Below are 13641 nucleotides of genomic sequence, written 5' to 3' on the forward strand. Positions count from 1 at the left end.
TCCTGTTCATTCAGGCCGGTCTTTCTATTACTTCAATGCAAAAGTCAAATACCCGCCTTTAAAGTTTTTTGCCGGGTTTGCGCTCACCCCTATTGTGACATATTGCTTACCGTTTACCGCATAGGTCGAAGGAATGGAGCACCCATTACCCGGCAGCTCGACGCTCCAAAGTATTTTTCCGGTTTTCTGCTCGAACGCGCGGAACTTACCATCCACAGTGGCTGCAATAAACACAAGCCCTCCGGCCGTGGCGATCCCACCACCGCGGTTAAAAATGCCCGAGTTTTTGATACCCATTTTGGCCAATTTCTCGTCTTCCCCGAGTGGCACCTGCCAGAGTATTTCTCCTTTGTTAAGATCAATTGCATTCAAAGTGCCATATGGAGGTTTAATGGCGAAATTGTCGCTGGTATCCTTATAAAAATCATATCCTGAAAAACCATACGGTTCCTTGTGAGCTTGTTCAGTCTGTCCTTCAGAACTAACGGGCTTGCCTTTCAGGTAGGAAACAATCGCATCGATTTGTGCCTGCGGTAAATGCTTAAAAGACGGCATCGGCTCTGCACCTTTTTTAATGAACAAGTCCAGCTTTTCTACCGACAGCCGCCCTATTTTCCGGGCTATATTGGGACCATAATTTGTCCCTTTCTTATCTGCACCATGACAGCCGCTGCAATACATTCCAAACAATTCCTTTCCGCTCAGATCATTGTGAATGTCCAGTCCCTTGATCTCGGTCAATTTCAGGAACCACGGCAAATCATTGGAGTTGATAAACATAACACCGGTTTGGGGGTTCAGTGAAGCCCCTCCCCAATTCGAACCGCCGTGCGCTGTCGGCAATATAATGGAACCGGTTAAGTTGGGCGGATCATAAATTCCGGTCTGATAACGATTCGACTTGATCTGATCTTTGAAATATTTGTTTAATTCCGGCGTCTGATCGGTGATATATTCCTCCTTAAATCCCTGTCTGGCAAACGGTCCGGGCTTCTGTGGAAATGGCTGTGTTGGCCAGGGCTTCTCACCGGGCATATCGCTCTTTGTCGGAACCGGGACTTCTTTAATTGGGAACAAGGGCTCTCCTGTTTCCCGGTTAAAAACAAAAACATAACCCAGCTTGGTCGCCAGCGCGACGGCATCAATATCTTTTCCATGATGCTTTACCGTCAACAAATTAGGTGGTGATCCGTTATCGCGGTCCCACAAATCATGGTGAGTCGTTTGAAAGTGCCAGATCCGCTTACCGGTCTTTGCATTCAATGCCAAAAGACAATTTGCAAACAGATTTTGCCCCTCCCGGTCGGCGCCGTAGAAGTCAAAAGACGGAGAAGCGGTTGGCACATAAACGATCCCTCTCTTTTTATCCAATGCCATTCCACCCCAGCAGTTAGCTCCGCCGTTCTTTTTTCGCGCATCAGCAGGCCAGGTTTCCGAGCCGAATTCTCCCTTTTGGGGAATCGTATGAAATACCCATTCAAGCTTACCGGTATTGGCATTAAATGCCCTAATATCCCCAGAGGTCGAAGGTAATTCGTCTGGTACTTTACATCCCACTATAAATAGATCCCCATAAATGACGCCGGGTGCATTCACCGTCACATGGACGGCCTGACGCTTGGACGGCTCCACCGACAGTCCGGTATAGAAGTCAACCCTGCCCTTCATTCCAAATGCTTCATTGAGCTTTCCGTCTGCTGCCCGTACCGAATAAAGTGTCGACCCATAAACGAACAGTAAAACATCAGCGCCCTGGCCCTTGTCGTGGTGGAACGTAATACCACGCGTCCAGGTGCTGACCACCGTGCTGTCTGGCTTAAACTCCCATATTTTCTTGCCGGTAGAGGCGTCAATAGCCGCTAATTTCTCCGATGGCATAAAGGCGTACATTATCCCATTGACGATAAGCGGGTTAAAGAGCACCGACGCGCGGTCTTCCGCATCGTCCTCAGCCTTCCAGGCCAGCTGAAGGTTTGCTACATTTTTTGTATTGACCTGGTCCAGCGCAGAATATTTGTTATTGGATTCATCGTGCCCAAACGCAGGCCAATCCTCTTTTTTCTCTCGGTTTTTTGAAAGATACAGGTACCCGGTCTGGACGACCAGAAATACCACTAAGGCAATCAAAAATGCAATATTTGTTTTCTTAAAAAATAACATAATTCATTTTGGTTCAATGGTACTGGGATCCGAAAACGCTCCGACAATAAGCAAGATCCTGCTGATGTGCTTGCACAGCATTCATGGTAATCGGGGAATCCTTTTCCAGGCACTGTTCAAGTACCAGCAGTGGTTTTACATTTAACGCATGTAACGTAGCAGCCAGTCTACCATAGCTGATGTCGCCTTCTTGGAATGTCTCCTGCCAGATCCCGTCTTTGGATTGCCTCAAATGCAATTCTATAATCCTCTTTCCATATAGTTTTACGATATCGAAAAGCGCAACCTGCGAGTTACCTGAACCTCGGTACGCCCAGTGCACATCCAGGCAAAGTGACACGTGCTTCGGATCGGTTGATAGCATCATATGATGAAATTCACGTGCAGCCGCCCGCATCTCCACATCATGCATGTGATAGGCCAGGGTCATCCCCTGCTTTTTAAGTTCTGCTCCAAGCAGGTCCAAGTTTCTGGCCTGCTCGGTCAGTTCTTCGTCCGATTTATTTTTCCCACTGCCCCATTGAATAGGATTCGGATTGGTGGCTATAATTCGGGTCCCGGCCGACTTGGCCACCTTAGCAATTGCCAGGACATCACTGATTGATTTGGCTGCCTCTCCCGAGCGATGAAGAACCGAGCTAACATACACAGAGGGCATTTCCAAGCCATGCCTGATCAGCAGTGGCAATAAATCCCATACTTCCTTTGGATTGTTAAAAGCAGGCTCGTAGGCTTTGATACCCGATGAAGCAAATGCTTCCAGTGACGCATCGAGGTCTTTTCCCCAGTCTTTCCCTGCTCTTTCATAGAATGTGATCCACGAATATTGATTGCAAGAAATAGGAAAGGAGCGGAGACCGGGTTTAGGCGTACCTGGCTCCGTCAATACGATAGTGCCTGCTGAAACAGCCATCGAATTCAGAAATTGACGACGACTTTGTTTCAATGTGTTACAATCCATTTACAAGCAGTTTTCCGTCAATAAATTGCTTTGCCCTTGGCACATCGCTTTCCTCCAGATGCTCGATGATAATCGGAATGTTCGGATGCCTGCTGGCCAGTCTGCTGAGGTACAAGTCGTAATTCAATGCGCCCAACCCAGGTGCCGGCAGTTCGATCATACCTACCCCTCTGAGCGCATGTGCCTCGTCGCCATCGATATCGGCCATTGTAACCCCCACAGACGCTGCTGCCAGCTTGACGTCCTTGGCATGCGCAATCTTGATTTTATCCGACAAGGCATCAAACATCCGGTTTATTGTCAGGTCTATGGCCCCAATGTTATGCTCTTCAAAATAATTGGTAGGGTCCATCAGCAGCCCTAAATTGGGATGATTAATGTCTGCAAATAACCGGAGGGTTTCTTCAACAGAGCCGATCACATTGTTTACATACGTTTCCACGCAAAATGTCACACCATACTGGCGCGCAAATGCAACAATATCCCCGATCACATCCCTGCACTCGGCATAGCCATCTTCTGTTTTATTTTTGGGATCATGTACCCAGTCACTGTCCGAATTAAATGTCCCTGTTTCGCTGATCACATAAGGCGAGCCCATCTCATTGGCATAGCGTATAATCTGTCTGAGGTGATCCAGGTTTACCTTGCGGATTGCCGGCACGGGATGCACCAGATTGGTGTACGCGGAAATGCAGCTGATCGGCAAATTGTTGCTTCTGAAAGTCTCACGGATTTTTTTGGCCTTGGCCGAATCTATTGCATTGGTCGACAGGTCCATATCCTTAAAGGACACATCCAGTTGAACTGTATTAAAATCTAACCCCCGGATCCTGGCTGCGGTTTGCGCCAGGTCATAGGGGAAATAACCGGTAAAAATTCCAACCTGAATCATAAGATCAATTAGACTATTTTTAAGAATATATTTCTGCAATATCCACGGGCCGATGCTGCCTTGCCGAAACATAACAGGCATCTACAAGTGCCATTGTTTTGAGATTGTCCCTCGCACTGATCTCCGGCTCAGTATTTTGCTCCAGCGCTACAAGCAATTGGGCCATTGGCCCGGCAAAAGCATCCGGAAACCACACTTCATTCCAGCGAGGGCGCTGCCAACCTTCAGCGCCTTTGCACGCATAATCCAGCGTGCTTGAAGTGCGCACAGGATAGTACGGCCAGCCTATACTTCCTTTGGCAAGCCCGTCGAGGCCTTCTACCCGGTAATTGATATAAGTATCCTCTTCGGCACCCTCACGGGCCGGGCCCGTCCACACATCATCCCACGATGATGCCCGCATGCCATTTTCGTATTCCAGAATGTAAAGCGCGATACCATCCTCATGTGCAAATTTTGAAATCGTCCGCGGGTCCTGGGCTACACTGCAATAAACACTTTTCGGGTCGCCAAACCAGTATCTGAATGTATCCAGATGGTGGATGCTCATCATACGCAAGGTAAGCCAACCCAAAGCCGCCTGCCAGTCCGCCCAGTGCGGGATTGCCCTCATATCAATCGAGGCAAATACAGGCTTACCCAATAATCCCTTATTCAGCAGATCCTTGCATGCCCTCACCGACTGATCATAGCGCATGTTCTGGTTAACGCTGAGCACTACACCTGCGTCTTCACAGATTTTGACAATTTCCAGTGCATCGGAATAGTTCATAGCAAGTGGCTTTTGGGCAAGGATGCCCCTGATATTCCGATGCTTCACAGCCTCCCTGACGACAGCAAGCTGCTCATTGGGCGGGACGGCAATATCAATCACCTGCACCTGAGGATTTCCAAACATCTGTTCGTACGAGCTGTATACTTTCGGGATCTTATGCCTTTCAGCTATTTTCATACTGTTGGCCCACGTACGCGATGTGATCGCAACCGGATTGAAGCCTGCATTCCGATAGGCTACAAGCTGACAGTCCGCCATAATAAACCCGGCGCCTACACACCCAATGCCTATCGACTTATTTTCGGGAAGATCGGGAAGGTATTTAAGTTCAATTTCCATTAATGACCGGTTACGGGCGATTTAAATCCTTCAAAGTGATTTCTGCATCTTTGCTTAAAAAATCGACCTTGCTTACTACTTGCTTGCCGCTCTCCAGTAGAGCGCTGTCGGCGACTACTTTCACAGGTTCGATACAGGACGTGTTCTTCTCTCTGAAAGGTTTATTGGAAGATAAGTTATATGCGGAAATCACCGACCAACGGGCCTTATCAGACAAATTAGCGTCTGAACGGTGCAGAATATTGCTGTGGAAGAAAAGTGTATCGCCAGCCTTCAATTCAACATAAACCAGGTCGCTGATTTTTTCGGCCTCTGCTACAAAATCCGGATCGGCCCCTTGTTGTTCCCCTACAAATGAATGTTCAAAACGCTGCATTTTGTGGGTGCCTTTGAGCACCTGCAGACACCCGTTTTCGACCGTAGCGTCAGTCAGCGCAACCATGACGGAAATCATTGCCTCGGGATATAGAAAGCCATTTTTATACCAGTAACCGTAGTCCTGGTGCCATTCCCAGGCACCTCCTTTTTTAGGTTCCTTTTGCATGACCTTGGAGTGGAAATGGCAAACCTCACCGTCTCCGTCCAGTAACGTGCGGACAGCGCCCACCATCCGCTCCGAGCGCGACATAAGTCCGAAGGAATCGTCCCCGGGGGTAAACCAAAGCGTGAGCTTGGTTAAGTTGCCGTTTGTGTCTTTCAGATCGAATGCATGGCTGGTTACACTATCGTCGGTAGCCAGGCTGTAGAGCAGATCTATTTCCTGCTGGCTAAAAAAAATACGTTTGATCAAAAAGCCGTCCCTTTCAAAATCTGATTTTTCGGCAATGCTAAGTTCTGTTTTCATGGTTTGATAAATATGATGAGAGACCTCGGTTTAAGACTGAACTTTCTTGAAATATGGATATCACAAAATTCCATTACATTTCAGATGTCTGACATCAATATCTTCGCTATTTTGTATGTTATTTTGAAACGTTTTTCTTAATTGTAACAGAAAAATTGAAACATATCAGATGAAGCCCCTCATTCAGAAGTTACCCGTTGACAGTAGCTCTTCCTTTGTGGCCCGTACTTACACTACGCCCTACTTTGAAACGCCCTGGCATCAGCACGAGGAATATGAGCTGCTTATTGAAATTGCGGGGAATGGCTCTGCATTCATCGGCGACCATATAGGCGAGTACCACGCGGGGGACGTATTTCTGCTGGGTAAGAACCTGCCTCACTGGTTTAGAAAAAAGGATGTGGAAATGGTCGGTAGCGCGGTGGTGGTCCAGTTCAGGGAAGAGATTTTCGGGGAAAATTTTCTAAATCTGCCCGAAATGCAGCCCATCAAAAACACATTAAAGCAAGCTTCTCACGGTATCGCGCTGAAAGGGGAATTAAGAGAAACTATTGGGAATACCCTCCGCATGATCGAGTCCCTTTCCGGCTTTACGCAACTTGCCGCACTCATCAACTGCCTGCACCAAATCAGCGTATCTGATCAGGTGACTTATCTGACGCAGACCTCTATCATCAGTTTCTCCAAGCAAGACCAGGACCGGATTCACAAAGTTTACGAATACACGATGCAGAATTTTCAAAAAAAGATTCTCTTGGAGGATGTCGCCAGCCTGACCAATCAAAGTGTGTCCGCATTCAGTCACTATTTCAAAAAGAACACAAAGAAAAACTACATTCAATTTTTGACGGAAATACGGATTTCACACTCCTGCAAGCTGCTTGCCGGCACGGAAATGTCGGTTACTGAGATTTGCTATGAAAGTGGGTTTCATAACTGGTCCAATTTCAGCAAGCATTTCAAAACGATTATGCTTATGTCCCCTATGAAATACAGAAGGAGCAATCGGAGATATATTCAAAAAAGCAATTGAGATGACACCCTAGAAACTCTTCCGCAAAGTCACTTTCACATTCCTTCCCACTGCGCTGATGCCGCTTGCAAATACGCGATAGTTGCGATCCAGGATGTTTTCGAATGCCAACTGGGCTGACAGCTGACGGGGTAGCCTGACCGAACCAGCGAAATTGAGCGTCCACCATGATGGCATGCCGTCCGGGGTTGCATACAATTCATTATCCTCGGTCCCCAGTCGGTAATCCTTGATCCTTTTCCATCCGTTATATTCAGAAAAAACCGCTAGCCGTAGGCTTTTGTGCTGATATTCCACGCTGGTACAGCCAAACAAGGGAGGAATATGGTCCAGTGGGGACCTATCATTCACTGCCAGTATCCGGCCGTAAGTATAATTCAATACACTGCTAACCAGCACACTGGGCAACGGCCTGAACCGTAACGTCAGATTCGCACCCCGAATGGCCGCACGCTGCTTATTCTGGGTTGAAAGCACCTGGCTCAGCACGTCCTGGTACATAATCTGGGATTTTCCTTCGAATGTGCCAGGCGAAACGGTAATTGCATTTCTCAGCCAGGAATTGAAAACCCTGATTTCAAAAGATAATTTATCCGTTATACCCTGCTCAACGGAAATTTCGACGTTGGTCAAATATTCAGGTTTGAGATCCGGATTAGGCACGATCAATGTCCCTGGGGCAGATTCAAAAACTTTGCCCACATCATCTAAATTAGGTGCCCTGAACCCAGTTGCGGTTGCAACCCGGACCCTGGTCGCAGCCGCAGCCGACCACACCAGCCCCAGCTGTCCGGTAAGTGAACCATTGCGCTGGACAACTTTTTCATAGGGAAACGGAAAATAGGTTTTGTCCCGAAAATGCGCCTGCAATCCGACATAAGAATAGCGAAGGCCTGCATCGACGACCAGCTTATTACCAACTGTCCAACGGTCGGTTGCATAGGCTGCCAGCCAGTACATCCGGTTCCGGCCGTCGGGGTAACGTGTGGCTGCCGCCGAAACAGTCTGCTTTTCGATGTCCCTTGACTGCGCCGTCGATCGCACGCCATTGGCGATGGCTTCTGCTCCTGCATACAGCACATGGTTTTTCAGCGTCTTCTGGGCGTCAATGTTTACGCTCAGGGCCGTCACATCCTCTATTTGGCTGATCAGGTTTTTATTGTTGAATTTACGGGTATTCCTGCTTTCTTCCAGCTTTTGATAAGCCGTCGTGACACTCAGCTGGTCATTGCCTCCGTGATTGGTCAGATGCAGTTTGTAAGACGCCAGCATCCGCTTTTCCGGTCCATAGGACCATTCAGCATAGCCCGGTTTCTCCACGGTACCCTGCGTTAAACGGTCGTAGCGGTTGACATTGCCTGAGGTAGAACGTTGAAAATTCAATCCATGAGTAACATTGGCAGACGGACGATAAGTAAGCTTTTGCAGGATATCCAGTTGCTTGTATCCCGATCCTACCTGAACATTCTCCTTCTTGTTGAGCTCAACAATATCCTTGCCCTCTTTTCTTGTCACAAAAAACGATTTTTTACCAAAATCAGGGTACTCCTGCCGCCTGTTGTGGCCCTGCCGGATATCGCCAAAATCAGAATACGTGACGCCTGTCAGCAGCGCTATTTTCTTAAATCCTAAATTGGCGGAGACGTGCTGCGTATATTCATTGCTGCCGGATGCATAACGGCTGAATGCAGCCACTTTCAATCTGGAACTTTCCGGCGAAAACAGCTCGGGTTCCCTCGTCCAGAAGCTAATAACCCCGCCCATTGCGTCGCTACCATACAAAACCGACGCCGGCCCAAAGAGCACCTCGATGTCGGAGAGTACGCTCTGGTCGGTACGAAGCACATTTTGTAAATGCCCACCGCGGTAGATGGCGTTGTTCATCCTTACCCCGTCCATCACCAGCTGGATGCGGTTTGCCTCAAAGCCACGCAACACCGGGCTACCTCCTCCACCCTGGCTTTTTTGATAAAATACCTGCCCCGATTTTACCAGCGCCTCGGCCGTATTGGGGCTAGCTGTAACAATCAGGTCGTTTTGGCTGATTTTGGTCACCTGGTAAGGAAGCTTGCTCCTGGATTCTCCAAATTTGTTTGCAACGACAACCACCTGATCAAGCTGCACGCTGTCCAAAACTGGCGATTGACCATTGACAACCTGCGTGAAAAAACAGCTGACGGCAGCCATGTAAAAACACTTCATATAAAAAAATATTTTGGCTCAGAAACTAGACAATAGATTTATTAAACCCCCTGCGGTATGTATTTGCGGAGTTTACTGCACCACTACCCTTTTAAACTCCATATAATCCTTGCTTTTGATCAGTACGATGTAAATACCAGCGGATAGCTTATTGGTTGGCAACTCTTTTTTCTGTACAAACTCCCCTTTGTAAATCTCCTTTCCAGTCTGGTCGAAAAGTGTAAAAATCACAGGCGTCCCCAGGTTGGATTCTATCGTCAGAGGCGCCTTGCTGCTCACCGGTACCGGGTATACATTGAATTGTGCGCCGGAATCCCTGACAAATACGGCAACGATCCTTGAATAGAACGGCGACTTGTTATTCCCAACCAGCCTAAGCCGGTAATAAACCCAGCCCGCAGGTACTTTACGGTCAACAAATTGATAACGGCTGCGGTCGCCACTTTCAGAAAGCGTTTTGTAAATGGTCTCATTCCAGTTGATACCGTCATGACTTTTCATCAGTTCATAGCTGGCGCTTTCATTGTCTTCTGAAACATGCCAATTCAGTAACACTTCATTTTTCACTGTCGAAACAGCCTCGAAGCTAATAAGCCGAAGGGGTAAGGGGTTCTGGCTTTTGATCACAAACTGACTGAAACTGGTAATGTTACAGCCTGAGCCGAAGTTGATCGTGTCCGCATCGGAAGAAGCTGCCGTGCAAATGCTTTCCCAATTACCGAGGTCTTCGTTGGAGCCCCGCTTAAAGAGAGTCAAACCACTGGCCTCCTGTTCCCCGAGGCCCTTACCGGAGAATTTCATTTGGTTCAATGGGCCGAAGGTTTGGTTCACGCCATAGTTGCGTACCACCCAGTATTGTTTATAATAATTTCCTGTGCCAGGCAGTACATTGGGATAGCCGTCGAGCCTGCTTACCAGCAGTTCACCATCCGGATAAGGTTGTCCGGCAGAAAAGTCAAGTTTCAGGCCGGTTCCCGTAAAGTCAAACATTCCTGCTGTGTTTACACTGCTGATGCGGAACGAAGTGCCCGTTGCTATCGGCGCGGTTGAGTTTATGAATAAGCCGGGCGATACGCTGATGGATTTCCCCTCACCGAAAGTGGGGACCAATGTCCTTGATTCGGGATCGTACTGGTTAAATTGGTAATAGCTAATCAGCGCCTGCTCCTGCGTCACATCCCGGGGGATAATGTGCATTTTTTCCCTGATCTGGTCGCGGCTGAGCACAGCATTGTAAAACCTTACCTCTTCAATCTCTAAATTGGCGTTTCTGCTTCCTACGCCGGTGTTCTTACGGTCTGTACCCAGGTCCCATGATCTGGTTGTAAAATCAATTTTGGCATACGAGCCCGAATTGGTAAAACGGTGAGAAACCCCATTGACGTAAAGAATACATTCGGTACCGTTGACGACCATGGCAACATGCGACCACTTGTCGGCAGGCAGCACAAGCCCGGATCTCTCCCAATAACCGTGATTATTCCACATATACCCCAACGAATTATTCCCTTCATTAAAGAAAAGGCCGCTGCGGCTGTCGTCCTGAACGATGATCCCTGAGTAGTCTTTCTGGATTCCCTTGGGTTTAACCCAGGCCATAAACGTTATGGTATTGTTGGCACTGCCCAGCGAAGGCATTGGAGAAATAGACACATAACTGTCAGGATCGGTCAGGTCCAGTGATTTTCCTGCGAGCGTATCGGGCTCACAGGCCGTTTGCCTGGCCATAATCTTGATCGTTTTGGTATCCGAGCCATAGGCGTTGGAAACGGTGAGTGTTGCCGTATGTTCCCCTGCCGTTGTAAATAGTACCTCAGGATCGCGCACAGTTGCAGATGAAGGAGAACCGGTGGGGAAAGACCATTGATAAGTAAGGTCTTTATCATCGGCCACCGAGTAGCTATTAAACTGGATAGGCCCCTCGCAAGTCCTCACAGACTGCTGCCTGACCCACGGACCGGCGATAGGTGGTGCGCTGGTGATCAACGGTGCTTCCCAGATCCCCAAATTGCCGGCCAGCCGCAGCTTTCCTTTTTTGAAAAAAGGCCTGGTGAATCCCGGGTTAAACCCGAACGGTAAACCATCGCTGTAGTTGGTCCAATCCGCCATGTCATTATCGCGGTAATAAACACTGGCACCTGGCTGCACACCGGTTAGGTAAAGCCCTCCATTGGTGCCTGGATGCCAGACCAGGGAATTGAACGTCCTCCCTGCCAGCGTAGCAGTGGTGAGTTTTGTCCAGCTCCCGCCCGAGTCCATGGTTTTATAAATATCATTTGAAACCAGGATGACCAGTTCATTTTCATTCTCAGGGTTTACCGCCAGGTCCGTGCGGTAATATTGGTAGGTCTTTGGCAATGATAACTTTGCAAAGGTGGTACCATTATCGCTGCTTTTATATATGCCACCATTGGTACTCACGTAGATCACTGCGGGATTGCTTCTTGGAATTTCCACCCGCCATGTTTTTTCGGCAAAATCATAAAGCGCAGTATACGACCCTCCCGCATCAACGCTTTTCCACAGCTGGTTATCCCTCGTCAGGAAAATCGTGTTGAAATACTGCGGGTGATAAACTACCTCGCCGTTGTAGGCCCCGTAACCTTCCTGGTTGGGATACATAGAAAAAGCTGGGCCCCGGACGGACTGCCCACCGATCGAACCAGGGATTGTCCTGGGCCCTACGTCTTTGAAAGCAGCCAGCTTGTCTGCAGGCTGAATGACCACCCCGGTAGCCTCTTCAGCTCCGCCCAAACGAACACTTTTTCCTACCGGATAATTTTGGTACAATGCAGTATTACCATTATGGTACCTTCCGCCAACCATCAGGTCTTCGTTCCAACCCTGGTCAAAGCCCCAAAAATCAGAAGCAAAGATCCCGCTGTTACTGGAATGTGCATTGGCCTGATCAGTAAAATAGTCTGTCGAATAGGTAAACCCACCGTCCGTGGCAACCCAGGTATAGTTTCCGCGGATTTTGATGCATTGTACATCCGGGTGAATGCGAAATGGCCCGGCGTACCCTCCTATTGCTGTATGAGTAACACCTCCGTCGGTGGACTTGAACAAGGTGGTCGTGCCAGTAAAAACAATATTTGCATCGGAAGGGGAAACCTCGATATCCAGGTCATAGTAGCCCTGGCCATTGTTCATCCCCCAATTTGTGCTGCTACCCGTGGCAACCGTACTCCAACTGGCACCACCATCCGTACTTTTAAACAGGTACGGCTGTCCGCCAGCGGTGCCATTGAGCGAGACGATATAGAGCACATTGGCATTCGACCGGCTCGCCGACAGCCTCGCGCCAGAGCACACAAACCCGTCGAGCCCGGTGGTCACTGGTGTGAACGAAGCGCCGCCATCGGCCGATTTATGGAATTGCAGGTTTTTTGAAACAGTTTCCTGTACACATACATAAACACCATCAGCATCATTGGGGTGAAAATCAATGTCATAGACCGTTGCAGAGAGCACCCGTGCCCAGTTGACTCCCTGATCTATCGACCGGTAGAGGCCATCAGATGTTGCGACATAAATAATATTGGAGTTCGAAGGATTGAATTTGACCTCATTGACATCCAGCCCGGCAAACGAACGGAGCTGTGTCCAGGTTACACCACCATCGCTACTTTTGAGAAGGACCGATCCTTTGCAGACCAAAACCAAATTCGGGTCCGACCCACTGACAGAAATACCCTGAATTGAGCTCCTGGCCAAATCTTTCGATACAAAAGTCCAGCTCTGTCCCTTGTCGATCGTTTTAAAGATCCCACCGGTTTCAGTCCCGGCATAAAGAATAGACTCATTACTTGGGGCAACATCAAAAGCGTAAATATTGACCTGCCAGGGCACCTCTTTCCCGAGATCTGAACTACCCTCTGCTTCAAATGTATTCATTGGCCCAATCACGGTCCACGTGGCCGCGCCGACCCGGTTGTTACCCTTGCTCCGGGCCGCGGGATTGATCTGTTGCGACTCGGAAGCGGCCATCCTCTCAAAATCTACCCGGCCATCTTCCTTCACAAAGGATGCCACCGCCCTTCTCCACCTTTTATAGGCCCGAAAATAGTTATCCTTCACAAACGGCCTGGCGCTGTAATAGTTTTCCAATGCCGCATCAATCTCATATACATTAATCTGATCTTGTGCCTTGTACATCAATGCCGCCCAGGAAGGCGCAGCGTCTTCCAGGGGTAAAGGACATATCGGAGAATTCGCCCCTTGGCCATAGGCTGTAAAACACATTAAACATAGAAAAGACAAACGTAAATAGTTCCTCATACCACATTGATTTACAGTAAAATTTGATACTTTTCAACACAGCATGTTTACACTGCCGATTCGCACCGGCACTCATACTGCAGATTTTTTCTAAAAATTTGAATAGGACAAATCTCAGATATGTTTCGGCGTTGCGCCTCTGATATTCTTT

General features: G+C 48.4%; 8 protein-coding genes. 1 reads left to right on the forward strand and 7 read right to left on the reverse strand.

Annotation, left to right across the window (positions count from 1 at the left end; translation table 11 throughout):
• Nucleotides 1–27 precede the first annotated feature (27 nt).
• Genes ON006_RS13870 through ON006_RS13890 form a run of 5 tightly spaced genes read right to left on the reverse strand, consistent with a single transcriptional unit; the run spans nucleotide 28 to nucleotide 5974 of the window.
• The gene (locus ON006_RS13870; protein ID WP_267609987.1) at nucleotides 28–2127 is read right to left on the reverse strand and encodes an outer membrane protein assembly factor BamB family protein; all 2100 of its coding nucleotides are present in this window, start codon (nucleotides 2125–2127) and stop codon (nucleotides 28–30) included.
• Nucleotides 2128–2173: 46 nt separating this feature from the next.
• Nucleotides 2174–3073 carry a sugar phosphate isomerase/epimerase family protein gene (locus ON006_RS13875; protein WP_374760209.1) on the reverse strand — a complete coding sequence of 300 codons (900 nt, stop codon included), beginning with the start codon at nucleotides 3071–3073 and terminating at the stop codon, nucleotides 2174–2176.
• 37 nt (nucleotides 3074–3110) lie between these two features.
• The gene (locus ON006_RS13880) at nucleotides 3111–4016 is read right to left on the reverse strand and encodes a sugar phosphate isomerase/epimerase family protein (RefSeq protein ID WP_244820393.1); all 906 of its coding nucleotides are present in this window, start codon (nucleotides 4014–4016) and stop codon (nucleotides 3111–3113) included.
• Between the two features lie 19 nt (nucleotides 4017–4035).
• Nucleotides 4036–5130, reverse strand: coding sequence for a Gfo/Idh/MocA family protein (locus tag ON006_RS13885; RefSeq protein ID WP_244820394.1), 1095 nt, complete (start codon nucleotides 5128–5130; stop codon nucleotides 4036–4038).
• A 10-nt stretch (nucleotides 5131–5140) separates the two neighbouring features.
• Nucleotides 5141–5974, reverse strand: coding sequence for a phytanoyl-CoA dioxygenase family protein (locus ON006_RS13890; protein WP_244820395.1), 834 nt, complete (start codon nucleotides 5972–5974; stop codon nucleotides 5141–5143).
• Nucleotides 5975–6143: 169 nt separating this feature from the next.
• On the opposite strand from ON006_RS13890, the gene ON006_RS13895 reads away from it, so the two are divergent.
• Nucleotides 6144–7007, forward strand: coding sequence for an AraC family transcriptional regulator (locus tag ON006_RS13895; protein ID WP_244820396.1), 864 nt, complete (start codon nucleotides 6144–6146; stop codon nucleotides 7005–7007).
• 9 nt (nucleotides 7008–7016) lie between these two features.
• On the opposite strand, the gene ON006_RS13900 is transcribed toward ON006_RS13895, so the two are convergent.
• On the reverse strand, nucleotides 7017–9209 hold the full coding sequence (locus ON006_RS13900) for a TonB-dependent receptor plug domain-containing protein (RefSeq protein ID WP_244820397.1): 2193 nt from the start codon (nucleotides 9207–9209) through the stop codon (nucleotides 7017–7019).
• 72 nt (nucleotides 9210–9281) lie between these two features.
• The gene (locus tag ON006_RS13905) at nucleotides 9282–13490 is read right to left on the reverse strand and encodes a VPS10 domain-containing protein (protein WP_244820398.1); all 4209 of its coding nucleotides are present in this window, start codon (nucleotides 13488–13490) and stop codon (nucleotides 9282–9284) included.
• Nucleotides 13491–13641 lie beyond the last annotated feature (151 nt).

The organism is Dyadobacter pollutisoli (assembly GCF_026625565.1).
GTDB classification, from domain to species: Bacteria; Bacteroidota; Bacteroidia; order Cytophagales; family Spirosomataceae; genus Dyadobacter; species Dyadobacter pollutisoli.